We start from the raw sequence: 24,363 nt of genomic DNA on the forward strand, positions 1-24,363 counted from the left end.
TTTTTCAATCTTTTAATCATTAAATCTTTTAATTTCTTTTGCCCCAGATAACAGTGAAAAGCTTCGCGGCTTTGAAATTTATTTTTTCTTGAGATGGCAGAGCGACCGGAGGAAGCTCCTGCTGGCTCATTAGAAAAAAAGATTTCAAGACGAGAACTTGCAACGAATAGCTGGAATAGGCACATTATTATATTTATTCCTAAAAAAAGGGTTGAACGAATGAAACATTTATTAAATTTGTTCGACTAACCTTTTACGAAGGTGCAAAAATAGGGTATTTTAAAATATGGCGAAAGTAAAATATTATTACGATTCCGAAAATCTAGCATACCGAAAAATAAAAGTAAGAAAAAGAAAGAAATTTGGTGTTGTAGCCTTATTTTTAATAGCATCGGCCTTGTTCGGATTTTTATGTTTTATTGTTTTATTGAATACACCCTATTTTGAAACGCCAAAAGATCGTTTGCAAGCACGTGAAATTGACAATTTGAAGTTGAATTTTTCTATTTTAAATAAGAAAATGGATCAAGTTGATGGGGTTGTTGAAGACATTGAAGATAGGGATAATAATTTATACAGGGTTTATTTTAATACGGCAGCGATTCCTGACTCGGTACGAAAATCAGGTTTTGGAAATATCAATCGCTATAAAACATTAGAAGGCTATGACAATTCCCAACTGGTAATCAACACGACAAAAAGAGTTGATGTGCTTAGCAAAGAATTGGCGATTCAGTCCAAATCACTGGATGTTATTTTGGAATTAGCTAAAGCAAAAAATAAATTATTGGCAGCTATTCCCGCCATTCAACCAGTAAGAAATGAGAATTTGAAACGATTGGCATCTGGTTTTGGGTACAGAACAGATCCTTTTACGAAGGCGAGAAAAATGCATGAAGGAATGGATTTCTCTGCAAAAATAGGGACTCCCATTTATGCTACAGGAGATGGAGTTGTTTCTAAGGCGGATAATACGGTTTCCGGTTTTGGAAATCATGTGGTAATTAGGCATGGTTATGGATACGAAACGCTGTATGGTCATTTAAGTAAATACAACTGTAGAGCCGGACAAAGAGTGAAACGAGGCGATATTATAGGGTATGTAGGCAGTACGGGAAGATCCGAAGGGCCGCACTTGCATTATGAAGTGCATAAAGATGGTAAAGTCGTGAATCCATTGAATTTTTATTATGGAAATATTTCGGCAATCGAGTATGTTGCCATTTCAAAATTGGCTAACCAAGAAAATCAGTCATTAGATTAATGCTTTATAAAAAAGAGTAAAAAAGTCTACAGATAGTCGTAGCAGAATTAAAAAGTCAAATAAAAAAATATGCATATTGAGCTTTCTAAAGATAAAAGGTATTACAGCATTGGCGAAGTCGCCAAAGCATTTGACGTGAATGCTTCACTGATTCGTTTTTGGGATAATGAATTTGATATTCTGAAGCCAAAAAAGAATGCCAAAGGCAATCGCATGTTCACTCCTGAAGATGTGACTAATTTACAACTCATCTTTCATTTGGTAAAAGAAAGAGGTTTTACACTGGAAGGTGCCAAAACACATTTGAAAGAAGGTCAGAAGAAAACCTTGGATAAATTTGAAATTATTCGAAAACTGGAAACCATACGAACACAATTAACGAATATTAAAAATCAACTATAATTTTTTGGTTGCCTATTTTATAAGAAAACAATTAAACACTAAACTTTAAATTAAACAAAAAATGGATTTTAAAAAATTTTTACCTTGGATTATTGCAGCAGTATTAATTATTGGAATTTATAGCTGGGTTAAAGGGATTAACAATACAGCCGTAACTTTGAATCAAACAGTAGAACAATCTTGGGGAGATGTGCAAACTGCCTACCAAAGAAGAAATGACCTTATAGGAAATTTAGTAAATACTGTAAAAGGAGCTGCTGATTTTGAAAAATCAACTTTGACTGCTGTTATTGAAGCTAGAGCAAAAGCGACCTCAACTACAATTGACCCAACAAACATTACTCCAGAAAAATTAGCAGAATTCAATAAAGCACAAAGTGGTGTGAGCAGTTCATTATCTCGATTATTAGTAACAGTAGAGCAATATCCTGATTTGAAAGCGAATCAAAATTTCTTGAAATTACAGGACGAATTGGCCAGTACTGAAAACCAAATTCTTACTGCAAGAACCCGTTTCAACGAAGCAGTTAAACCGTATAACTCGCATATTAAAACGTTCCCAAATTCATTATTTGCAGGAATATTCGGTTTCAAAGAAAAAGCATATTTTAATGCTGTTGAAGGTGCAGACAAACCAGTTGAAGTAAAATTCTAATTGTTCCTAACCCCAGAAGAAGGAATTAAAAAACACAAAAATGTCAAAAGTAGAAGATTTTTTAACCCAAGAAGAAGAACAAGCAATTGTTGAAGCTATTCGCGTGGCCGAAAAAAATACTTCTGGTGAGATTAGAGTACACATAGAAAAAACAACTTCCGAAGTTCCTTTTGACAGGGCTTTGGAAGTTTTTCATGAATTGAAAATGAACGAAACCCAACTTCAAAATGGCGTTTTAATTTATCTGGCTGTTGCCGATAAAAATTTTGTGATATGTGGGGACAAAGGAATTAATGACATTGTTCAAAATGATTTCTGGGACACTACAAAGAACATTATGGGGGCTCATTTTAAAAATGGCAACTTCAAACAAGGTCTGGTAGATGGAATTTTAAGAGCAGGTGAAGAACTAAAAAAACATTTTCCTTGGTCCGAAGATGATACGAATGAATTATCAAACGAAATCTCAAAAGGATAATATAATTATGTATAAATTAAATAGCTCTTATTTTTTCAAACTGCTTATTTGTTTTTTTATTACACAAATAGGTTTTGCACAATTTAAAATACCTGAAGTTCCTGGTTTACAAACCTCGGTTTATGACTATGCTAACCTTCTTAGCGCATCTGAAAAAACACAATTAGAAGAAAAATTAATTCATTACTCTGACTCAACTACCACTCAAATAGTTGTTATTACTATTGAAAGCTTACAAAATGAAGATGTAAGCCAACTAGCTACTAAATGGGGCCAAACTTGGGGAATTGGAGGAACTGCAAAAGACGATAATGGTGTAATTATTTTAGTGGCTAAAGCCGAAAGAAAAATTGCCATTAACCCTGGTTATGGAGTGGAAGACCGTTTAACAGCAGGAATTGGAGGAGAAATAATCAGAAATATCATTACACCCGAATTCAAAGCTGGAAGTTATTACAGAGGACTTGATAAAGGAACTGATGCCATAATTGATGTTTTTAAAGGGAAATACAAAGGAGAACGAAAACAAAATAAAGATCAAAATTTTCCAATTTTACCTTTTATCGTAATTATTGTAATCATTCTTATTCTAATTTCAAGAAACAAAGGCGGTGGCGGAAATTCTGGAAACAGAGGCGGTGGGCCTAGTTTGCTTGATGTAATTATTTTAAGTAGTCTTGGCAGAAACAGTGGCGGTGGCGGTTTTGGCGGTGGTTCATCTGGTGGTGGATTTGGCGGAGGCGGTTTCGGTGGTGGATTTGGTGGCGGAGGCTTCTCTGGTGGTGGTTCTAGTGGAAATTGGTAGATTTAAAATTATTTTGTTCCGTTTTATCAATACTTACAAAAATCAGCATTACTTTTAAAATTATAAATTAAAATAGTTTATGTTTGTTTTACTTTCATTTTTTTTAAATTTGAATCACATCTAATTTAAAAGTTACAATTTAAAATACATTAAAAATGCTTTCACATAAAGCCAAATACGCCCTCAAGGCATTACTATTTTTAGCGCAACAAGACGATAATCACATTTCAAGAACTATTGAAATTGCTGAAGCAGCTAACATTCCAAAAAAATTTTTGGAACAGATTTTATTGGATTTAAAACGCGGACATTTTGTAGGGAGCAAACAAGGGAAATTTGGCGGCTATTATCTTTTAAAATCCAAAAACGAAATTACTTTAGCTGATATTCATCGATTATTTGATGGTGCAATTGCATTACTTCCGTGTGCATCATTAAATTTTTACGAGCCTTGCTCCGATTGCACTAGTGAGTCTGAATGCCTGTTACGACACGGGCTGATGACTATTCGAGACGAAACCCTAAAGGCTATGCAAGGCATTACAATTTCCTCATTAGTAAAAAAATAAAAAAATATTTTTTAAACTCTACTATTTTTATAGAATTAATTATATATTTGCATAGAATTTAACGCATAATTAACAATCCAATTTTAAACGTATGAAAACGTATTTAAACACGTTCGTTATTTTAAATGAACAAATAGGAAATAAACAAGTAATTGCAACTAAAGAAAAGAATAATCAAATGATGTGTATGTGCTAGTAAAAAAAAAAATTAATTTAAACTCTACTAATTACATATAATAAACATATAATGAAAAATTCTATAAAAAATATACTTACAATATTATCTATTTTAACTTTCTCAATATCATTCGCACAAAACGTTGAAGGTCTAATTACAACAAACCAAAACATTCCGTTAGGAGCCGTAAATGTTGTAATAAAAGGAACTACTTCTAACACAACTTCAGATTCTGACGGGAAATTTATAATAGATACAAAAGGAAAACTTCCTTTAACCCTTTTAGTTCAATATGTAGGATATAAAACTGCAGAAATAGAAATTACTTCTTTACCAATACCTTCATTACAAATAACACTTAATGAAGAAAACACTTTATTAGAGGTTGTAGTTTCCTCCAGACGTCGAATAGAAAAAGTACAAGATGTCCCGATCGCAATATCAGTTATAACAGGTAAACAGGCAGAACAATCTGGAGCTTTTAATGTTAACCGTATTAAAGAACTAGTACCATCAGTGCAACTTTATTCGTCAAACCCAAGAAATACAGGGATTAACATTCGAAGCCTAGGTTCTCCTTTTGGACTTACCAATGACGGTATCGATCCTGGGGTTGGTTTCTATGTTGACGGTGTGTATTACGCTCGTCCAGCTGCAACCACTCTCGATTTTATTGATATAGAGCAAATTGAGGTATTACGCGGACCACAAGGATCGTTATTTGGTAAAAATACAACCTCTGGGGCCTTCAATATAACTACTCGCAAACCGAGTTTTACTCCGGGTGCCAACTTTGAAGTGAGTTATGGTAATTACGGATACCTGCAAGCAAAGGCTTCGGTTACAGGTGCATTGAGCAAAAAAATAGCAGGTCGTATCTCTTTTTCTGGAACACAACGTGATGGACTAATTGATAATATTGCAACAGGAAGAGCCACAAATACGCTAAATAATCAAGGAATCAGAGGACAATTACTCTATAAACCGACAGAAAACACCAATATTATATTAGCAGCAGACATTACGACACAGCGTCCGGATGGATATGCTCAAGTTATTGCTGGGATTGCTCCTACGAAAAGAGCCGCTTATCGACAATTTGGCGCAATTATTAAAGATTTGAATTATCAACTCCCAAGTTTAAATGCCTTCGATCGTAAGATTGACCACGATACGCCATGGCGTTCAGGACAAGATTTAGGTGGTGTATCCCTTAATATTGATACAAAAATTGGAAATGGAACACTTACTTCAACTACTGCTTGGCGTTTTTGGAATTGGGATCCATCAAATGATAGAGACTTTACAGGGTTACAAGTACTGGCAAAATCGCAAAACCCTACCAGACAGACACAAATAACGCAAGAGGTACGTTATGCGGGACAACTTACATCTAAAGTAAGTGGTGTTGTGGGTGTGTTTTTTATTGATCAAACATCAAAAACAGACGGTACAGAAGAATCTGGAAATGCGCAATGGAGATTTGCACAAAGTACTACCAGCACATTATGGAAAACTCCAGGTCTTTTTGAAGGATACGGAATAAAAACCAATGCCAGCATCAGATCTTCCAGTGCGGCAGTTTTCGGGCAATTAGACTGGGCAATAACAGATCGTTTACATGTATTACCTGGTATAAGATCCAATTTCGATAAGAAAGATGCTGATTACAGCCGTAAAACATACGGAGGCCTTCAAACTACCGATCCTGCTTTACTTGCTTTGAAAAAACTAGTTTATTCTGACCAAGCTTTCACATCAAATACAGATAATACAGACTTTTCTGGAAACTTAACTGTGTCTTTTAAAGCTTCAGACAAAATCAATGCGTATGCTACTTATGCAAAAAGCTACAAACCAATTGGCGTGAATGTAGCGGGACTTCCTACTCCGGCAGCAGGTCAGACTCTAGCCGATCTTGCGGTAGTTAAACCTGAAAAAATAAATCATTATGAAGTAGGAGTTAAAACATCTCCATTTAAAAACTCGATATTGAATTTGACCTTCTTTAATACAGATATTAAAGATTTTCAAACCAATGTTCAAGCTGCCGAATTAGGTGTAAACCGTGGCTATCTTGCCAATGCAGATAAAGTACGTGTAAGAGGTGCGGAACTAGATGCCAGTTTTGTAGTTAACAGTCACCTAACCCTAAACGGAGCTGCAACTTATACAGACGGAAAGTATATTAAATTTACAAATGCACCGCTTCCGCTAGAAGAAACAGGAGCTTCTGTAGCTTTTAAAGATGTTTCAGGAACTGATTTACCTGGTGCTTCAAAATGGGCTGGATCTTTAGGAGGTGAGCTTTCTGACAATGCAAAATTCTTCGGAAATTCAGGTAAAATTTTCCTTGCCGTTGATTCTTATGCGCGTTCTGAATTCTCATCAAGTCCTTCTGCTTCAAAATATTTAGTCGTTCCTGGTTACGCTATTTTTAACGCTCGTTTAGGATTCCGTGCATCTGAAGGGTTATCTATTCACTTCTGGGGACGTAATCTTTTAAATAAGGATTATTACGAACAATTATTGCCTGCTGGTGGAAATGCCGGACAATATGCTGGTGTAATAGGCGATCAAAGAACTTATGGAATTACATTGAAATATTCATTATAATAATTCCAAAAAGAGTAAACTAGATTCGATTTTAAATAAAAAAATTACCGTAATCCTTTATATGACTGCAGTGTTTTTTATTCCTTTTTGCTAAAATCTAATTATATTAAAACCCTTAAAAAAAAACAAAATGAAAACATATAAAGTATCGTTAGTCGCCGTAATTATTTTATTATTGACGAATGCAACTATCACAAAAGTAGAAGCACAAGATTTAAAAGGAAACATAAGTATTTCCGGTGCTTTTGCCCTATATCCAATTACTGTAAAATGGGCCGAAGAATTCAAGAAAACGCATCCAAATGTCAAAATTGATATTCAGGCCGGTGGTGCTGGAAAAGGAATAACCGATGTATTATCCAAAGTTACCGATATTGGATTGGTATCTCGTCAACTGAATGCTGCTGAGTACAAAAAAGGAGCTTATGCCATTGCTGTAACTAAAGATGCAGTAATTCCAACCATAAGCGCAACGAGTCCCTATAAATCCGTATTATACAAAAGAGGGGTTAAAAAAGAAGCCTTCAATAACATATTCATCACAGGAAAATACAAAACATGGAATGCATTAGGCTTCAAGAGCACTGCTCCTATACATGTGTACACAAGATCTGATGCGGCTGGAGCTGCCGAAACATGGGCTAGCTATTTTGGCAAAAAACAAGAAGATTTACAAGGTGTTGCCGTGTTTGGAGATCCTGGATTGGCTCAAGCTGTTCAAAGAGATCCATCTGGTTTAGGTTTTAACAATATCGTTTATATCTACGATACAAAAACCAACAAACCTACCAATGGAATTGTTGCAGTACCAATCGACCTTAACAATAATGGTAAACTTGATCCAGATGAAAATTTTTATAATGACATAGATCAATTGATTGCGGCCATTGTATCTGGGAAATACCCATCTCCTCCTGCAAGAGATTTGTATTTTGTAACTACTGGTAAACCTAACAATGCAGTTGTAAAAGCATTTATAAAATACATTCTTACCGATGGTCAAAAATTTGTTACCGAAGCGGGATACATTAAACTTTCAAAAGAAAAACTAAAAAAAGAATTAGAGAAGGTAAAATAATATTCTTCTAAATAAAACATCCACCCTAACGCAAATACTGAAAACCATGAGGGGTTTTAAAACAGTTTTTGTGAGGGTGGTTTACTACAATTAAATGAAAAATATAAGACTACTCAAAGATCGTCTCATTGGTAAAGCATTCTTGGCACTTACCCTCTTGTCAATTTCGACAGTTGTATTGATTGCTCTAGGATTGTTCTACAAATCAATGCCTATTTTAAACAGTACTTCGCTTTATAATTTATTATTCTCTTCCGAATGGAAACCTTTTAAAGAAGCCTTTGGGTTTTATTCCTTTATTGTTGGTACGCTTTGGGTAACTGCAATTGCTATTATAATTGCTTTACCATTATCGATGCTCACCGCTATTTATCTTTCGGAATATGCTCACATACGCGTGCGAAAATTAGTTCTGCCTTTAATTGAATTGTTATCTGGTATTCCTCCCGTACTTTATGGAGTTTGGGGAGTCTTGGTAATTGTCCCTTTAATACAAGATAAAATAGCGCCACATTTTGTTGAATTTACAACGGGTTATTCTGTATTGGCGGGAGGAATTGTATTAGCAATAATGATTTTCCCTCTTATCATAAGTATTGTAATTGAAGTGTTTGACAATGTTCCTCAGGACTTACGAAATGCTTCCTTATCATTAGGCGCAACACAATGGCAAACCACCAAGAAAGTAGTGCTACGAAAATCAATTGACGGAATTGTAGCGGCAGTGGTTCTGGCTATTTCCAGAGCTTTTGGAGAAACAATAGCAGTATTGATGGTCTGCGGTAATTTGGCACAAGTCCCTCATAGCCTATTCGATTCGGCTTATCCATTGCCGGCGCTTATCGCTAATAATTACGGCGAGATGATGTCTATTCCAATGTATGATTCGGCATTGATGTTTGCAGCCCTGCTCCTATTTGTCATTATCTTTTTATTCAATGCGCTTTCGAGAATTATTTTATACAGAATCGAAAAAAGAAATAATTAAACAGGTATCAACATGAGAAAAATAGAAGAAAATATATTCAAAGTTTTGATGATACTAAGCACCATCATTATTAGTAGCACCCTGTTCATGATATTATACACCTTGTTTTCAAAAGGGCTTGCCTCTTTGAGTTGGGATATGGTTTCCAAAATCCCCGAAGGAGGTTTTTACATCGGTAAAGGTGGTGGTATTTTGAATGCCATCGTTGGATCTGTCTACATCACTATAGGTTCAACTTTATTAGGGCTTATAATCAGCCTTCCCATTGTCATTTACATTAATGTGTATGCCAAAAGAAATGCAACTTTGGCCACGATTACCAGATTGAGTTCTGACATTTTGTTTGGTATTCCATCCATTGTATACGGAGCATTTGGATTTGCAATCATGGTCTATATGGGATTAAAAACCTCTTTATTAGCAGGAATCATTACCGTAACTTTGATGATAATTCCCATACTCATTCGAGCCATTGACGAAGTAGTACGGGTGGTGCCAGAAGATATGAGTAACGCTGTTTTCGCACTCGGAGGAACACGTTATGAATCAGCAAAAATAATATTGAGACAATCCATTCCTGGAATTATAACCGCAATATTACTGTCATTTGGAAGAGCCATTGGTGATGCTGCTTGTGTATTATTCACAGCAGGTTTTACTGACAGCATTCCAACTTCCCTGGACCAACCAGCAGCAACTTTACCGCTATCAATATTTTTCCAATTGAGCAGCCCTATTAAAGAGGTGCAAAACCGAGCCTATGCCGCCGCCGTTATCCTAACCATCATTGTTTTAGTCATCAACATTGTAGCAAAAATAGCCAGCAAAAATCTTTCAAAAAATAAAATATGATCATTCAACCTCACATAAGCATCCAAAATCTAAATGTTCACATTGGTGAAAACCATATTCTAAAGAACATCAATCTTGATATTCCAGACAAAAAAGTAACTTCGCTAATTGGTCCATCAGGTTGTGGAAAAACGACGCTTCTTAAAACAATGAACCGATTACTCGACCGTCAAAACGATGTCCGTGTAGATGGAAAAGTTTTGGTAGATGGCGAAAACATTTACGACCCAAAAGTGGAAGTAACCCACATTCGAAAAAAAATGGGTTTGCTATCGCAAAGGCCTTTTCCGTTGCCAATGAATATCTACGACAATATTGCTTATGGGCAACGCATCCACGGAAACCATAACAAAAAAGAGTTGGATGAAATCGTAGAAAAATACCTTCGTGGCGTTAACCTTTGGGATGAAGTAAAGGACAGACTAAAATCTCCCGCTACCCGATTATCCATTGGTCAACAACAACGATTGTGTTTGGCTAGAGGACTTGCTATCGAACCGGAAATCATTTTGGGAGATGAACCAACATCAGCATTAGACCCAATATCAACCCAGCATATCGAAGAATTATTTTTACAATTAAAAGACAAATACACAATTGTATTAGTCACCCACATTCTACGTCAAGCCCGAAGAGTATCGGATTATATTGGTTTTGTCTATATGGGAGAAATTATTGAGTTTGGTCCTACCGAAGAAGTACTTCTCAACCCAAAAGAGAAACTCACTAAGGATTATGTAAAAGGTTTTTTGGTTTAGCGATAAAATAAAATCTATATATTTTATAGAGTTTATGTAAATTTGCCAAAAATCGAAATAAACTTCATGAAAACCATTAGAATTTTTTGCCTTTTGTTAGTATGCTTTGTTTCCAAAGCACAAACCGAAAAAAATGTAGATCATCAGAGTTTACTTTGGACACGATATTACAACCAATTGACCATAAACAATAAATGGTCTATACATACCGAAGTTGACAATCGTATTTTTATAAATCCTATAGAGGAAAATTTATTTGCACTACGATTACAGGGGCGCTATAAAATCAACAACAATATAGAAGTTGGCGCGGGATATGCTTATTTTTCTGTAGCTACACAAGTTCCTGAAGTCACTTTTGATTTTAAAATACCCGAATATAGAGGACAACAAGACATAACATGGAAGCAAGAATTTGATAAAATTACCATAAATCAACGCTTTCAAGTAGAAGAGCGATATATACACAATGCCAATAAAGAGGGGTTACTTTCGGGAAACACCTTTTATTGGAGGTTTAGATACCGTCTTCAAGGGGAATATTCCTGTTGGAAAAAAGAAAGTCAGTATTTGAAAGCAATTGTTTACGATGAATTAATGATTAATGGCGGTGAAAATATTGTTAAAAACACTTTTGACCAAAACAGAATTTATACCGCTTTACAATATGGGATTAACAAAAACATTGCGTTAGAATTGGGTTATTTAAAAAGTTTTCAACAACGTGCGAGTGGTGTTGATTATTTTGACAGGGATATTATTCGGTTTACATTTTTACATAAAATAAAATTAAAAGAAAGACATAAAGAACAGACCAACTAAGGTTTTGTGGAATCACTTTTCAAAGTCAAATTTAGTCCCTGCCCCTTTACCCCTTCCGAACCCATTTTGACATCCCCACTGCACTGATTGCTTTAGGAACAGTTTTAATTTTGGTTTATGTCAAAAAAAAACAAGAACCCCATATTATAGTCATTGCAACTCTTTTGGGAGTTTTTCTTAAACTGTTATAATTCATAAAAAGCAGTCCTAAATTAGCTTAACGAATTACTCCAATTTTAAGCATTGATTAATAACACATTAACTAAATTTTTAAGTTTTCTGGCGTAACTTTAATAAAAGATATAGCCATGAAAAATTTTGCAATCAAACTCGTGTGGTTTACCACCATTTATGTTTTTGTATTTGCCGGTTTATGTCAAACTAACGTTACTTTGCCGGTAATAATGACCCTATATTGCATTGGTATACCATTAATTTTATTTATGGTATATACAGTTCTACATGACGATTACAAAACAGTAAGAACTTTTAAAGATTGGTATGGTGACCATCCAATGGAAACTTTAGAAGAAGAAGAACAGTAATATCGATTTTAAACAAAAAAAATCCCGATTGCTCGGGATTTTTTCTTATTTCTCTCTGATATAAATATCGATTGGCACTCCTGAAAAGTCCCAGTTTTCTCTAATTTTATTTTCCAGATAACGTTTGTAAGGTTCTTTAACATATTGTGGCATATTGGCAAAAAACACAAACTGAGGTGTTGGTGTTGGCAATTGCATGCAATATTTAATTTTTACATATTTCCCTTTTGTCGCTGGTGGTGGGTATGCTTCAATCACTTTCAACATAAATTCATTGAATTTTGAAGTAGCAATACGTTGTTGTCTGTTCTCGAAAACTTTTACGGTTGCTTCTAATGCTTTCAACAAACGTTGTTTCGTTAATGCCGAAACAAAAAGAATAGGCACATCCGTAAATGGCATTAATTCTTCTCTGATTTTAGCTTCATAATCACGAGTTGACATCGTTTCTTTTTCAACTAAATCCCATTTATTCACTAAAATTACAACTCCTTTACGGTTTTTCTCAGCTAACCAAAAAATACTTTGATCCTGACCTTCAAATCCACGAGTGGCATCTATAATCAAAATACAAATATCAGCATGCTCAATGGCACGAACCGAACGCATTACAGAGTAAAATTCTAAATCTTCTTTCACTTTCGCTTTACGACGAATTCCTGCCGTATCAACCAAGTTAAATTCGAAACCGAAACGGTCAAATTTTGTATCAATAGAATCACGGGTGGTTCCCGCAATATCAGTAACTATATATCTGTCTTTACCAATCAATGCATTGATAAAACTAGATTTTCCAGCATTAGGTCGACCTACAACTGCAAAACGAGGCAATACAACTTCTTCTTGAGTTGGCTCTGGTTTTATAGGAAAAGCATCAATCAATGCGTCCAATAAATCCCCTGTTCCACTTCCTGAAATACTGGCAAACGTATAATATTCTCCTAAACCAAGATTATAAAACTCAATCGCATCTTTCTCACGCATCGCATTATCCACCTTATTTACTGCAAGTAAAACCGGTTTCGTCACTTTACGCAACAATCTCGCAACAGCATCATCCATTGGAGTAATCCCTTCTTCTACATCGACAACAAAAATGATAACATCAGCCTCATCTATAGCAAGTTCTACTTGTTTACGAATTTCGCCTTCAAAAACGTCATCCGAACCACGCACGTATCCGCCCGTATCAATCACAGAAAATTCCTTTCCGTTCCATTCGCTTTTTCCATAGTTTCTATCACGGGTCACTCCCGAAACTGAATCTACAATAGCTTCTCTTCTTTGGATTAATCGATTAAAAAGAGTCGATTTTCCTACGTTTGGCCTTCCTACAATGGCAACAATGTTATTCATAATCCTATTTTCAAATATTTTGCAAAGGTATGCTTTTTGTTTAAGCTTTCAACTTTAAAGTTTTAAGGAGCTTTTTCCTGCTATCCGCTGTATCTTTTTCTGTCTAAAAAAGCCAGAAAAAGGATGCCGCTATTATCAGGGCTAGGGCATTTCGAGATCAAATAGCTTTTATTTTCAAACGATTAAACAAACAACCGAATGAACAAATCAACTCTTATTGGTTATAGCCAAAACGCTTCAACATATTCGCGTTGCTTCTCCAGTTTTTATTCACTTTCACCACCAACTCAATATGAATTTGTTTTCCAAAGAATTTTTCTAAATCAACACGCGCTTCCATTCCTACTTTTTTCAAAGCAGCACCTTTATGACCTATAATGATTCCTTTTTGGGTTTCACGCTCCACCATAATCAAAGAACGGATTCTAATGATGTTTTCATCCTCAAAAAACTCTTCGGTAACAATTTCTACAGCGTATGGAATTTCTTTGCTGTAATTCAACAAGATTTTCTCACGAATAGTTTCATTTACAAAGAAACGCTCTGGTTTATCCGTCAATTGATCTTTCGGGTAATAAGCAGGAGATTCTGGCAATAATGAAATGATTCTTCCAAAAACTTCTGGCACATTAAAATTCTGCAAAGCTGAAATTGGAAAAATTTCTGCATTAGGAACTTTCGCAGTCCAGAAAGCCACTTGTTCTTCCAGTTGCGCCTGATTTGAATTGTCAATTTTATTCAATAATAATAAAACAGGGATTTTGGCATGGATAATTTTATTAAAAAACGCTTCGTCTTTCAACTCTTGTTCTCCAATTTCCACCATATAAATCAGAACATCAGCATCTTCAAAAGCGGACTTAACGAAATTCATCATTGATTCCTGCATTTCATATGCCGGTTTGATGATTCCAGGCGTATCCGATAAGATCATTTGAAAATCTTCCCCGTTTACAATTCCCAGAATTCTATGACGTGTTGTTTGTGCTTTTGATGTGATTATTGACAATCTTTCTCCAACAAAGGCATTCATTAGTGTTGATTTCCCAACATTTGGATTCCCGATGATGTTTACAAAACCTGCTTTATGTGACATTTCTATTATAATTTATTCCGCAAAGGTAGTCATATCAAGTCAATAGACGAAATAAAACATTTTTTAAAATTTTCGTTGGAAATACGGAAATTCGTCGTACATTTGCACCCGAAACAACGCGGGATAGAGCAGTAGGCAGCTCGTCGGGCTCATAACCCGAAGGTCACAGGTTCGAGTCCTGTTCCCGCTACTAAGAATTTTATTGAAAATACAAACGCACATCGCGGGATAGAGCAGTAGGCAGCTCGTCGGGCTCATAACCCGAAGGTCACAGGTTCGAGTCCTGTTCCCGCTACTAAGACAAAGCTTCAGAGAAATCTGGAGCTTTTTTTGTTTATATTTACTTTGAAAAACAAAAACTACTTTTTAATGTATCTGTTTTTTGTTTAGTTGATCAAGATTGTGGGTGCGAAGTCAGGAGACATTCGCACAGCGTTTAATAAGAACTCTTCGGAGAGCGGGGAAATAAATAAGTCAAAAAAGAGATTTCTATCGAAATCTCTTTTATTTTTGCCAAATGTTAGAAATTCTTTACCAAGACGAATATATTATAGCAATTAATAAACCAAGTGGATTGTTGGTTCACAAATCATTTTATGCGCGCGATGCAAAAGTTTATGCTATTCAAGAATTGAGAAATCAAATAGGAGGGCGACACGTTTATCCTATTCATCGGTTAGACCGCAAAACATCTGGTGTCTTGTTATTTGCGTTGGATGCAGCCGTTTTGAAAATTATGAATGATCGTTTTGCCACACGCGAAGTCGAAAAAAAATATTTAGCAATTTTACGTGGTTGGTCACCCGAAGAACTAACGATTGATTATGATTTAACTAATGATGATGACATTAAACAAAATGCAATAACATACTTTCATCGTTTGCAAAATGCCGAAGTTGAGTTAGAATTTAACAACCAACCAACGTCACGATATTGTTTGGTAGAAGCGATTCCTGAAACTGGACGTATGCATCAATTACGAAAACATTTCAAACATATTTTTCATCCCATTTTAGGAAGTCGTCCACATGGTTGTAACAAACAAAATAAATTATGGTTGGAGAATTTTGAACTGAAAGGAATGATGCTTCATGCACATCAGTTAATTTTTAATCATCCAATAACAAATGAACAACTTATCTTGAATGCAAAGATTAATGAAGAGTTTAGCAAAGTAGGTACTATTCTTAATCTAGATTTGAATAAGTATAAATAGAATAATAATTTGTAAATTATTGTTCTATTTTGAAATTTAAGATGCGCGTGCTAAAATACTATAATAATCGTCAAAAAACTCATTAGCTTTTTCAAGATTACCCGCTACTAAGAAAAACTCATCAACATTTTGATGGTTTTTTTTATTTTCACTACCTATCATCACCTCCTGTAATTACTTAGATTAAATCAAAAACGCCATTTACTTTTTTGGTTAGATACTCTAACACTGTATTTGTTTTTAATTGTGTTAGAAACCAAATTGTTAAAGATTAATTTGCAAAACAAAAACGACAAACTAATAAAACACTTTAAACTTCATTTTGATAAAGTATATAATAATTTAATGATTAATTTTTAAAGGTAAAATTCCCATCATTAGACTTTAATATTTTTTGACCAATGAACATTCCAATTTGTTTCCCCTGTAACGCACCGTTTTCAATAGCATCTCTGTAATGAATTCCACCATATAATCTGGAAATGGCAGCTTCTTGTGATGCTTGCAAAAAGGATTTGAATTTCCGTTCAGGCAAACCAAATTCTATCTCCGTATTGTCTGTAAAAGAAAAATCATCCCCTAAAATTTGAGTGAGTACCGTAGCAGCGGCTGTTGATATTACGCTGTGTCCAGAAGTATATTCGGGAAAAGGAGGCGTTTGCAACAATGATCGCCATCGAATGTCAATCCATTTATTGATTGCTGTTTCTGGTCTTATCCTATTACTTCTATACTTTTCATCCCAACAAGAAATAAAAGCATCAGACAATGTAAGGGCAACTGCCGTATGAATAAAAACGGTTTGTGGTAAAGTGGTTTCTTTTTTTAAACAAGCGATACCAGTAATCCCTATCCAATGCCCCCCGGGAGAAATTTTTTTCAAACCAAATTCAACATGACCAATCTGTTGTAAAGTGAAAGGATTGCAATCCCAAAAACTGGCAATGGCTTTTTCTTTTTTTGTTAAGTGGTTTACAATGGTGTAAACCTCAAGCATTTGTTGGTAAAATAATGACGTTTTGTTACTATCAAAAGAGACAGGTGCTTTTGGCTTAAATTGCTGTGCCGAATCAAGCAAAAAGGTTCTTATTCGATACCATTGTGGCTCCAAAGCCTGCATATATCCTGGACCCGTTGGTTGCCAATGACCTTCTCCGGCTAAAGGAGTGTATTTCTTATAACTACTGAGCTTACTAAAACCATCTGCTTTTACATACTGCATCATTTGATTTACCGCAACTTGAACCAACTTAGAGGTATTTTCTACCTGTGCAGCAGGAATTCCTTTTTTTATGGCCAAATGCATTAAAGAATCAGCTTTGGCCGAAAACTTAGAACCCGATGGTAACAGTTTTTCTGCCATTTTAAAAACAGTAAATACAGTAGCAAAAGAAGCATTACTTTTTGCAATTAGTGTATCTGATACTTGCAACTTTTGATAGTGTTTGAGCGATTGGGAAAAAGAATTTGCAGGCACTTGAAACAATGACGTCACTTCATTTGAAGCAAGAGTAACATAAGCATAATACCTCGCTGCTGCCACCGGAGAGGCAATATCATTGACCATCACATCCGTTACTTTTTTTAAAGCGGAGACATACTCTTTTGAAGAGAATTGCGCTGAATTTTGGGAATATGATGTGCTCCCTGTAAAAATTACAAATAGAATGATATAGATTTTTCTCATAGCGATTGTATTAATAATTATACACAGCAGGACGCTGATTATTTATAGAAAAAACAACTCTTTTTTTGCCATTAAATGGTAAAGAAATAATATCCTTTACACATCCGTTAACATTTAAACCAGAACTTAACTGTGGCATATAATTAAAATTTCCTTTTCCGTCTCCAGTCAATAAGATGCCATAATTAGCGTCTATCTTGCCTATTTTTATTCTTGTTTTCTCTATATTACCGCCCAATAAAATATCAGTTTTACCATCATTATTGTAATCATCTATTCCAATGGCGTATACAGGAGCATAATTAGCCTGAACCGGTAAAAGGTGTTTAATAAAGACCCCGTTTTTATTTTCGAACCAAACCGTTTCAAACGTACTGGCCTTTAATTGCTTTGCAGACTGCAATTGGTCTGCTGATAAAATTTCATTAATAGTTACTTCTGAATACGATTCATAATTTGGAAATCGTTGTCTCAAACTAACAATCTGGTCTGTTAATTCATCTCGGCTAGCCATAGGATATGATTTTCCCTGAACATAACAAGAAACAAAAGGATCTATGGAACCATTCTTGTCAAAATCACCATAACAAAGCGTTACAGGTTCTTTTTCATTGACCTGAATTTGACTATTAGTTCCCCAATTAGCAGCAACCAAATCAAGATCTCCATCATTATCCAAATCAGCTGTAGCTAATCGGTTCCACCAACCTTCCAAGGAATCAGGAAAATATTTTTGAGTGGCATCTGTAAGTGTTCCTTTTTTATTTTCAAAACAACTCACTTTCATCCATTCGCCACAAACAATCAATTCCGGTTGACCATCTTTGTTGATATCCATCCACAAAGCATCAGTAACCATTCCTATTTGTTGCAATGCCGGAGCTAATGAGGCGATACGATTAGTAAATATTCCTTTACCATTATTGATGAGCAACATACTCTCCGGAGTTTCAGGATATTTCCCAGGAATTACACGACTTCCTATAAATAAATCAAGATTTCCATCCCCATTTACATCAGCTGCCTTTACACAAGAGCCGCTTTTGGTTTCTATTGGTAATGCATCCAAACTTTTTTCAAAAAACCCATTAGTATTGATATAAAGTCTGTCTTGTAATGCTGCGTCATTTTCGTCAAAAGCATATCCTCCACTGACTACATACAAATCCATATCGCCATCATTATCCGCATCAAAAAACAACGCATCAACATCTTCTGATGCACTATCCTGCTCGAATCCTTTTTGGACAGAAAGAACAAAATCACCGTTTGGTTGCTGCAAGAAAAGTTGACCTGCATGCCCTCTGGAACCGCCAATAAAAACATCCTCCAATCCATCTTTGTTCACATCCGCTTTAGCAATATGTGGTCCGCTGTAAGAAAGCATATTAGTCATTAGAGGTTGCACCTTGAAATCATTAGTTTCTTCTTCTATATGTCGAAAAGGAATTGCAGTCGTAGCCGAAGAAAAAACGGTTTTCTTACTCGACTCTGAAACAATTGAACTAAGATTGGCTTTTTCATATAGGACTTTAATAGATTGACCAACCGCAATATCCTTTTTTATTGTCTCCATTTTTCCATCAGGCCAATATACTGCAATCGAATCAATAGTTGCTGAAGGCAAACCAAAATGCATGGGTTGTTGCATGGAGCTTTGAAAACCATGAACGGGATAATTTTCCTGGGTAACAGTACCACTTGGAGTAAACACTTTTACTTTAGCTCCCAAAGCATTTTTATTTTGTCCTGGCATTTGCAATTCCAGATTGATATAATTGCCACCATTCCCCATCTCAATAGCATTATTCTTATAGACAGCTGCAACCTGATTCATCCGGTTGATTACCAAATCAAGATCTCCGTCATTGTCCAGATCAGTATAAACGGATCCATGTGAAAAATTTTCATCTTCGAGTCCCCAGTCCATTGAGCAGTCCTTAAACTGAAGATTTCCTTTGTTTTCAAAAATATAATTATGAAGAGGAGTTGAAGGGATTCCCTGCAACATTGTAAACATCTTGTCTTCGGTTTCGCCACGCAAATGCTTCAATCGCTCACTAGCATAAAATTTGACAAAATCTCGATTAATCATGTCTCTTGCATACCCATTAGAAACAAACAAATCCTTATTACCATCATTGTTAAAATCAGCAAATAAGGCGGACCAACTCCAATCAGTATTAGAGATTCCACTTAACTGCCCAGTTTCGCTAAAGGTATTGTTACCGTTATTTACCTGCAACATATTACGCATCAACTGATGGTAAAATCCGTTATTTAAAGTATTATTATAAAGTTCATAATTATCTGGGGCATACAATAATTTTTGTCTTTTATTATCGGCAGGAAGCATGTCAAGTGTATAAATATCAGGCCAGCCATCATTATTAATATCGGCGATATCCGCTCCCATAGAAAAATTAGAAATATGTCCCAACTGATCTTTCAAACTATCCGTAAAAGTTCCGTCTCTGTTATTAATGTAGAGATAATCTTCTTCGACATAATCATTAGATACATATAAATCTGCCCAACCATCATTATTTAAATCGCTCACAATAACAGATAGCCCATATCCAAGAGGATTAGAAATAATACCCGCTTGCACGGTAACATCTGTAAAATGGTTGTTATCATTGCGATAAAGACGGTCTCCCGCATCAGGATCTACCATTTTTTTTACAAAAGAAGCATCAAAATTACGAAGCGCTTTGATATTATGATTCAACACAAAAAGATCCAAGTCTCCATCATTATCATAATCAAAAAAAGCAGTTTGCGTGGAATATCCTTCATCTGCAACTCCCATTTCCACCGCTTTATCCTTAAATGTAATTTCTCCGGATGAGGAAGGTCCATTATTGATAAACAATTGATTTCTTCTTTTCTCGGGTTCAACATCTCCAGAATAACAAACATAAATATCCAGCCAACCATCACCGTTTATATCGACAACACTTACCCCTGTTTTCCATCCTCTGCGCCCTTCTGTACCTGATTTCTTTGTTATATCTTCAAAATTCAGATTTCCTTTATTGAGATACATTTTATTAGGTTGAAGATTTGAAGTAAAATACAAATCTATCAATCCATCATTATTAAAATCACCGGATGCCACTCCGCCGCCATTATAAAAATACTCGTAAGTAATAATATTAAGCTGAGGAGATTCAGGAAGACGATTATTGAAAGTAATTCCTGTTTTTTCAGCAGGTAGCAAAGAAAATAATTTTGTCTGTTGCGAAAAAACAGGTAAAAAAATCAATAAACTGAACCCTATAAATAACCAAACTCTTTTCATATTTTTTGTTTATTAAAAATGAATTATCATGACAGGTATCGATGTCTTCTTAAATTATAAAATTACTAAAACTAAACATAAAAGTTCAAGTAAGCTTCCCATTCTGCTCCATGAATCTAAGAAAGTTTTGTTTGATTGTTACTATTTTAAATGTCTTAAAGATTCTCAAATACGCTTTGAGATTAATTCATATACAAAAAGGTATCGAAGAGCAAGAAAAAAACATTAATACCAATATAATTTCCAAGATACTTTAGTTTTAAATTCATAGTTTATTATAAATTACTATTTAGTTTGTTTTTACTGACAATTAGTTTTTCTTTAATCCTAACTTATGTCCTGCAATGGCATAATATAATACAATGATATAACACGGTAATAAAATCCAATATCCTTTTGTGGAAGCATTTGCTGTTGCCAATGCATCACTCATTCCTTGAGCAATAAAGTCAGCTTTATTTGAATCAACCAATTTCCCATATAAAGGAGGAATTATTGCTCCTCCAGAAATAGCCATAATCAACAATGCAGAAGCTGTTTTAGTAAACTTACCTAACCCTTTTAAAGTTAGAGGCCATATTGCCGGCCATACCAAAGCATTTGAAATACCCAACGCTGCTACAAATAAAACAGATGTAAATCCGGAAGAAAACACAATACAAAATGACAATATAATTCCTAAAACTGCACTTGCTTTTAATGCAAAGGCTTGGGTTATGTATTTTGGAATTAAAAATACTCCAAGACCATAAGTCGCTACCATGGCCATTAATGTAAATGTGGTGAAAAATTTAGCTTCCGCTACAGGAAAATTTAGAGCAATACCATACGCTATAATAGTGTCTCCTGCAATAACCTCAACCCCAACATACATAAAAAGAGTTAACACACCTAACCACAAATGCGGGAATTGAAAAATACTCGTTTTTGTTGATTCGCCTTCCTTTGCAACTTCAATAGGTTCTGCTTCTACATTTGGTAAAGGCGCTTTTCGTATTAACAGACCTAAAACAAATAAAACAATTGCCATTATTACATATGGAACCACAACACTGTCTGCCATAGTATCTAACAATTGTACTTTTTTGGCAGCATCAACAACATTTAATTTTTCTTTAATTTCATCTATTCCAGACAATAAAAGGGCTCCAAAAATAAGAGACCCTAAAGCTCCGGCTATCTTATTAGCAATTCCCATAATCGCGATACGTTTAGCAGCACTGTCAATAGGCCCTAAAATCGTAATGTAAGGATTAGATGCCGTTTGTAATAAGGTCATCCCAGTTCCTTGAATAAAAATCCCTGTTAAAAACATCCAATAGGTTCTTGCCTCGGCGGCAGGTATAAACACTAAAGCTCCTATTCCCATTATAAACAATCCTAAAGACATTCCTTTTTTATAGCCAATCTTTGCTAAAATGTAAGATGCCGGCAAGGCCATAACTACAAAAGAGATATAGGACGCTGAAGCTACCAATAGTGATTGAGCTGATGTTAATTCGTTTATCGTTTTCATAAATGGAATTAATGCACCGTTTATCCAAGTTACAAATCCGAAAATAAAAAATAGTCCACCAATTATCATAATTGGAATTAATGTGGTGTTTTTTTCCTGTACTACTAATTGGTTACTGCTAGCCATAATAATTATTTTATAATTTAATTTTTAAGTATTCGATTATTTAGATTTTATTTTTTCAATTCTTTAGTGCTTCTATTTTCTAAAAGAAATAGCGTCATATAATAAATATGGTCACTATTGCTTGACAGCCCAACTCTATATTAAGAACTGTTTTTTTATTTTTAAGCAAAACATTATGAAGATTTCATATCGCTGATTCAGAACATAACTCGATACAATATGCATCTGCATTTTGTAAATGAAGAGCAGATTGATATGAAGATGAACTATTTATAGCCTAATATATATTTAAAAAAAACAATAGTAATAGACAAAAATTAGTACTATTGAATTTCCAACAGATTAAATAAAGAGAGAGTAACTGTTTATTTTTTTGACAATAAAAATTGGAAAAAAAGTTAAAAGGAGAGTTCCCCCTCCTTTTAACAGAATTATGAATCAAAAAATCAATTTATTATTTATCCCACCAGATTTTTGTAATCCAAGTGTCTCCACCCATGTTAGAAACAGCTTGATTATAACTAGCAGTATTATTACTTCCTTCAGTAGACGGATAAACTTGTCTTGTAGGAATTTGTCCTGAACTAAAGTTTCCAGTGTAATTTACCGGTGTAAGAACAGGGAAATCAGATCTTTTCCAGTTATTCCAAGCTTCAACCCAGTTACCAGTTAAACCAGTAGTCGCCCATATTTGCTCATTAATCATTTTCAAAGAAGCAGAAGTTGAAGTAACATTCAAAGGATGTGCAGCAGCATAAAAAACAGCGTCAGCATTTGTAATTTGAGTTCCACCAAATTTATTCAAAGTTACCATTGCACCTACTAATCCATTGTTAAAGTATTGAGAAGCAGTTCCTGATACAGAATATCCTCTTACTGCAGCTTCAGCTAATAACAATTGTACTTGTGCATAAGTAAGAACAAAAACTGGAGTAGTTCTATTTCTATACATAGGTGTAGGTCTAGAATAATTACCAATTGCAGCGATATTGCTACCCGTACCTGTAGCACCTGGATAATTAGGCTCTAAACTTACATCTCTAGATCCTCCTTTAGTATCATATCCGTTAGGAAATCCTATTTGAGCAGACGTACTTGTATTACCACCTGTATATAAATAATTAGCAGCAAGTCCAGCAGCTGGAACTTCAGCAACAACAGGTAAACGTAAATCATTGTTAGATTTTAAATAATCAATCAATGTTTTAGACCAACGTACTTCATAAACATCTGCAGATACAGTGAAAGAAGCTCCATTACCATTATCAAAACCATCTGCATCATCAGTAGGAGAAATAGCTTCGTCAGCAACAGAAGCAAAAACTCCACCTGCAGCCGCTTTTTCAGCATACTTTTTAGCATTAGCAGCATCGGCAACTGTTAATCTCATTGCCATTTTTAACATCAATGAATAACCAAAAGAACGCCATTTAGCAATATTACCACCATAATAAATATCACTTGTTGGTTTATCTTTAGAAACATCTAAAGTTGTTATTGCAGCATCTAAATCAGCTAACATTTGAGGATATAAATCTTGTTGTTTGTCGTATTTTGGTTGAGAAACACTTTGATCTAACATTAAAGCCTCAGTATAAGGAACATCGCCATATACATCTGAAATATAAGAAATAGACATGATTTTTACAATTGTTCCAATAGCAGCTAAATTTGGCATGTCTTTTTGAGTTGCTAATTTAGACATTTGATTCGCTGTTGAAGCAGCGGTGTAAACACCATTCCAAATTCTTTGAACATAATCATATGTACCACCAGTAGTAACATATTTATCTCCACCATCATAATAATTAGCTCCTCCTGTTGAAGGCGATGCTAAAAGTTGTACCCACATACTTTGAAATAAGATTGGGCCTTCGTAACCTACAGTTCTTTGTCCATAATCATAAAGAGCTCTTGGTAAAAGTAAATTTGGATCAAATATTTCTGATCCTGCTTTAGTTGGATCGGTATTAATTTCTTGGAAATTACTATCGCATGAAATTAGCAAACCACTAACAACAACAAACAATATTTTAATATATTTAGTCATAA

At 34.8% G+C, this 24,363-nt stretch carries 20 protein-coding genes and 2 tRNA genes; 16 read left to right on the forward strand and 6 right to left on the reverse strand.

Annotated features, from left to right (window positions below; translation table 11 throughout):
* Positions 1 to 286: 286 nt before the first annotated feature.
* The 13 genes from ACM55H_RS08905 to ACM55H_RS08965 all read left to right on the forward strand — a co-directional run bounded on the left by ACM55H_RS08905 (position 287) and on the right by ACM55H_RS08965 (position 12,010).
* Positions 287 to 1,264 (forward strand): M23 family metallopeptidase, encoded by a 978-nt coding sequence (locus ACM55H_RS08905; protein ID WP_416836172.1) that lies wholly within the window; start codon positions 287 to 289, stop codon positions 1,262 to 1,264.
* A gap of 69 nt (positions 1,265 to 1,333) precedes the next feature.
* Complete coding sequence (locus tag ACM55H_RS08910) at positions 1,334 to 1,666, forward strand: MerR family transcriptional regulator (protein ID WP_035670311.1); 333 nt, start codon at positions 1,334 to 1,336, stop codon at positions 1,664 to 1,666.
* 61 nt (positions 1,667 to 1,727) lie between these two features.
* A complete protein-coding gene (locus tag ACM55H_RS08915; RefSeq protein WP_039109012.1) occupies positions 1,728 to 2,321 on the forward strand; it encodes a LemA family protein in 594 nt (197 codons plus the stop codon).
* 40 nt (positions 2,322 to 2,361) lie between these two features.
* Positions 2,362 to 2,799, forward strand: a complete 438-nt coding sequence (locus ACM55H_RS08920; protein WP_416836173.1) for a TPM domain-containing protein — start codon at positions 2,362 to 2,364, stop codon at positions 2,797 to 2,799.
* Between the two features lie 7 nt (positions 2,800 to 2,806).
* Positions 2,807 to 3,604: a TPM domain-containing protein gene (locus tag ACM55H_RS08925; RefSeq protein ID WP_416836174.1), complete on the forward strand. Its 798-nt coding sequence runs from the start codon at positions 2,807 to 2,809 to the stop codon at positions 3,602 to 3,604.
* Positions 3,605 to 3,759: 155 nt separating this feature from the next.
* Positions 3,760 to 4,173: an RrF2 family transcriptional regulator gene (locus ACM55H_RS08930; protein WP_416836175.1), complete on the forward strand. Its 414-nt coding sequence runs from the start codon at positions 3,760 to 3,762 to the stop codon at positions 4,171 to 4,173.
* A 247-nt stretch (positions 4,174 to 4,420) separates the two neighbouring features.
* The gene (locus ACM55H_RS08935) at positions 4,421 to 6,967 is read left to right on the forward strand and encodes a TonB-dependent receptor (RefSeq protein WP_416836176.1); all 2,547 of its coding nucleotides are present in this window, start codon (positions 4,421 to 4,423) and stop codon (positions 6,965 to 6,967) included.
* A gap of 130 nt (positions 6,968 to 7,097) precedes the next feature.
* Positions 7,098 to 8,045 carry a PstS family phosphate ABC transporter substrate-binding protein gene (locus tag ACM55H_RS08940; protein WP_416836177.1) on the forward strand — a complete coding sequence of 316 codons (948 nt, stop codon included), beginning with the start codon at positions 7,098 to 7,100 and terminating at the stop codon, positions 8,043 to 8,045.
* Between the two features lie 94 nt (positions 8,046 to 8,139).
* The gene (pstC, locus tag ACM55H_RS08945) at positions 8,140 to 9,033 is read left to right on the forward strand and encodes a phosphate ABC transporter permease subunit PstC (RefSeq protein WP_416836178.1); all 894 of its coding nucleotides are present in this window, start codon (positions 8,140 to 8,142) and stop codon (positions 9,031 to 9,033) included.
* Positions 9,034 to 9,045: 12 nt separating this feature from the next.
* The gene (pstA, locus tag ACM55H_RS08950; RefSeq protein ID WP_416836179.1) at positions 9,046 to 9,885 is read left to right on the forward strand and encodes a phosphate ABC transporter permease PstA; all 840 of its coding nucleotides are present in this window, start codon (positions 9,046 to 9,048) and stop codon (positions 9,883 to 9,885) included.
* A complete protein-coding gene (gene pstB / locus ACM55H_RS08955) occupies positions 9,882 to 10,643 on the forward strand; it encodes a phosphate ABC transporter ATP-binding protein PstB (RefSeq protein WP_416836180.1) in 762 nt (253 codons plus the stop codon). Before pstA ends, pstB begins: the two co-directional genes overlap by 4 nt.
* A gap of 66 nt (positions 10,644 to 10,709) precedes the next feature.
* Positions 10,710 to 11,465, forward strand: coding sequence for a DUF2490 domain-containing protein (locus ACM55H_RS08960; RefSeq protein ID WP_416836181.1), 756 nt, complete (start codon positions 10,710 to 10,712; stop codon positions 11,463 to 11,465).
* 308 nt (positions 11,466 to 11,773) lie between these two features.
* Positions 11,774 to 12,010: a hypothetical protein gene (locus ACM55H_RS08965; RefSeq protein WP_416836182.1), complete on the forward strand. Its 237-nt coding sequence runs from the start codon at positions 11,774 to 11,776 to the stop codon at positions 12,008 to 12,010.
* 45 nt (positions 12,011 to 12,055) lie between these two features.
* Here ACM55H_RS08965 and der read toward each other — a convergent pair whose 3' ends face one another.
* Positions 12,056 to 13,366, reverse strand: coding sequence for a ribosome biogenesis GTPase Der (der, locus tag ACM55H_RS08970; RefSeq protein WP_039109002.1), 1,311 nt, complete (start codon positions 13,364 to 13,366; stop codon positions 12,056 to 12,058).
* A gap of 214 nt (positions 13,367 to 13,580) precedes the next feature.
* Positions 13,581 to 14,462: a GTPase Era gene (gene era / locus ACM55H_RS08975; protein WP_416836183.1), complete on the reverse strand. Its 882-nt coding sequence runs from the start codon at positions 14,460 to 14,462 to the stop codon at positions 13,581 to 13,583.
* Positions 14,463 to 14,579: 117 nt separating this feature from the next.
* Between era and ACM55H_RS08980 the strand changes: the two genes are divergently transcribed.
* The 3 genes from ACM55H_RS08980 to ACM55H_RS08990 all read left to right on the forward strand — a co-directional run bounded on the left by ACM55H_RS08980 (position 14,580) and on the right by ACM55H_RS08990 (position 15,678).
* Positions 14,580 to 14,652: transfer RNA gene (locus ACM55H_RS08980), tRNA-Met, on the forward strand.
* A 32-nt stretch (positions 14,653 to 14,684) separates the two neighbouring features.
* Positions 14,685 to 14,757: transfer RNA gene (locus ACM55H_RS08985), tRNA-Met, on the forward strand.
* Positions 14,758 to 14,979: 222 nt separating this feature from the next.
* A complete protein-coding gene (locus ACM55H_RS08990; RefSeq protein WP_416836184.1) occupies positions 14,980 to 15,678 on the forward strand; it encodes a pseudouridine synthase in 699 nt (232 codons plus the stop codon).
* 349 nt (positions 15,679 to 16,027) lie between these two features.
* On the opposite strand, the gene ACM55H_RS08995 is transcribed toward ACM55H_RS08990, so the two are convergent.
* From ACM55H_RS08995 to ACM55H_RS09010, 4 genes are all read right to left on the reverse strand, one after another.
* On the reverse strand, positions 16,028 to 17,365 hold the full coding sequence (locus ACM55H_RS08995; protein WP_416836185.1) for a vanadium-dependent haloperoxidase: 1,338 nt from the start codon (positions 17,363 to 17,365) through the stop codon (positions 16,028 to 16,030).
* 10 nt (positions 17,366 to 17,375) lie between these two features.
* Entirely contained in the window at positions 17,376 to 20,669 is a 3,294-nt protein-coding gene (locus ACM55H_RS09000) for a VCBS repeat-containing protein (protein ID WP_416836186.1), read from the reverse strand.
* Between the two features lie 310 nt (positions 20,670 to 20,979).
* Positions 20,980 to 22,311 carry a sugar MFS transporter gene (locus tag ACM55H_RS09005; protein WP_416836187.1) on the reverse strand — a complete coding sequence of 444 codons (1,332 nt, stop codon included), beginning with the start codon at positions 22,309 to 22,311 and terminating at the stop codon, positions 20,980 to 20,982.
* Between the two features lie 454 nt (positions 22,312 to 22,765).
* The gene (locus ACM55H_RS09010; protein WP_416836188.1) at positions 22,766 to 24,361 is read right to left on the reverse strand and encodes a SusD/RagB family nutrient-binding outer membrane lipoprotein; all 1,596 of its coding nucleotides are present in this window, start codon (positions 24,359 to 24,361) and stop codon (positions 22,766 to 22,768) included.
* Positions 24,362 to 24,363 lie beyond the last annotated feature (2 nt).

It is taken from the genome of Flavobacterium cryoconiti (assembly GCF_048158645.1).
Classification (GTDB): domain Bacteria; phylum Bacteroidota; class Bacteroidia; order Flavobacteriales; family Flavobacteriaceae; genus Flavobacterium; species Flavobacterium cryoconiti.

Bases quoted from the DNA above. Each gene is read 5' to 3' on its own strand.
- ACM55H_RS08925 (WP_416836174.1), top strand. From the start codon at position 2,807: ATGTATAAATTAAATAGCTCTTATTTTTTCAAACTGCTTATTTGTTTT.
- ACM55H_RS08995 (WP_416836185.1), bottom strand. From the start codon at position 17,365: ATGAGAAAAATCTATATCATTCTATTTGTAATTTTTACAGGGAGCACA.
- ACM55H_RS08915 (WP_039109012.1), top strand. From the start codon at position 1,728: ATGGATTTTAAAAAATTTTTACCTTGGATTATTGCAGCAGTATTAATT.
- pstA (WP_416836179.1), top strand. From the start codon at position 9,046: ATGAGAAAAATAGAAGAAAATATATTCAAAGTTTTGATGATACTAAGC.
- ACM55H_RS08935 (WP_416836176.1), top strand. From the start codon at position 4,421: ATGAAAAATTCTATAAAAAATATACTTACAATATTATCTATTTTAACT.
- ACM55H_RS09000 (WP_416836186.1), bottom strand. From the start codon at position 20,669: ATGAAAAGAGTTTGGTTATTTATAGGGTTCAGTTTATTGATTTTTTTA.
- ACM55H_RS08920 (WP_416836173.1), top strand. From the start codon at position 2,362: ATGTCAAAAGTAGAAGATTTTTTAACCCAAGAAGAAGAACAAGCAATT.
- ACM55H_RS09005 (WP_416836187.1), bottom strand. From the start codon at position 22,311: ATGGCTAGCAGTAACCAATTAGTAGTACAGGAAAAAAACACCACATTA.
- ACM55H_RS09010 (WP_416836188.1), bottom strand. From the start codon at position 24,361: ATGACTAAATATATTAAAATATTGTTTGTTGTTGTTAGTGGTTTGCTA.
- era (WP_416836183.1), bottom strand. From the start codon at position 14,462: ATGTCACATAAAGCAGGTTTTGTAAACATCATCGGGAATCCAAATGTT.
- ACM55H_RS08910 (WP_035670311.1), top strand. From the start codon at position 1,334: ATGCATATTGAGCTTTCTAAAGATAAAAGGTATTACAGCATTGGCGAA.
- pstC (WP_416836178.1), top strand. From the start codon at position 8,140: ATGAAAAATATAAGACTACTCAAAGATCGTCTCATTGGTAAAGCATTC.
- pstB (WP_416836180.1), top strand. From the start codon at position 9,882: ATGATCATTCAACCTCACATAAGCATCCAAAATCTAAATGTTCACATT.
- ACM55H_RS08960 (WP_416836181.1), top strand. From the start codon at position 10,710: ATGAAAACCATTAGAATTTTTTGCCTTTTGTTAGTATGCTTTGTTTCC.
- ACM55H_RS08990 (WP_416836184.1), top strand. From the start codon at position 14,980: ATGTTAGAAATTCTTTACCAAGACGAATATATTATAGCAATTAATAAA.
- ACM55H_RS08965 (WP_416836182.1), top strand. From the start codon at position 11,774: ATGAAAAATTTTGCAATCAAACTCGTGTGGTTTACCACCATTTATGTT.
- ACM55H_RS08940 (WP_416836177.1), top strand. From the start codon at position 7,098: ATGAAAACATATAAAGTATCGTTAGTCGCCGTAATTATTTTATTATTG.
- der (WP_039109002.1), bottom strand. From the start codon at position 13,366: ATGAATAACATTGTTGCCATTGTAGGAAGGCCAAACGTAGGAAAATCG.
- ACM55H_RS08905 (WP_416836172.1), top strand. From the start codon at position 287: ATGGCGAAAGTAAAATATTATTACGATTCCGAAAATCTAGCATACCGA.
- ACM55H_RS08930 (WP_416836175.1), top strand. From the start codon at position 3,760: ATGCTTTCACATAAAGCCAAATACGCCCTCAAGGCATTACTATTTTTA.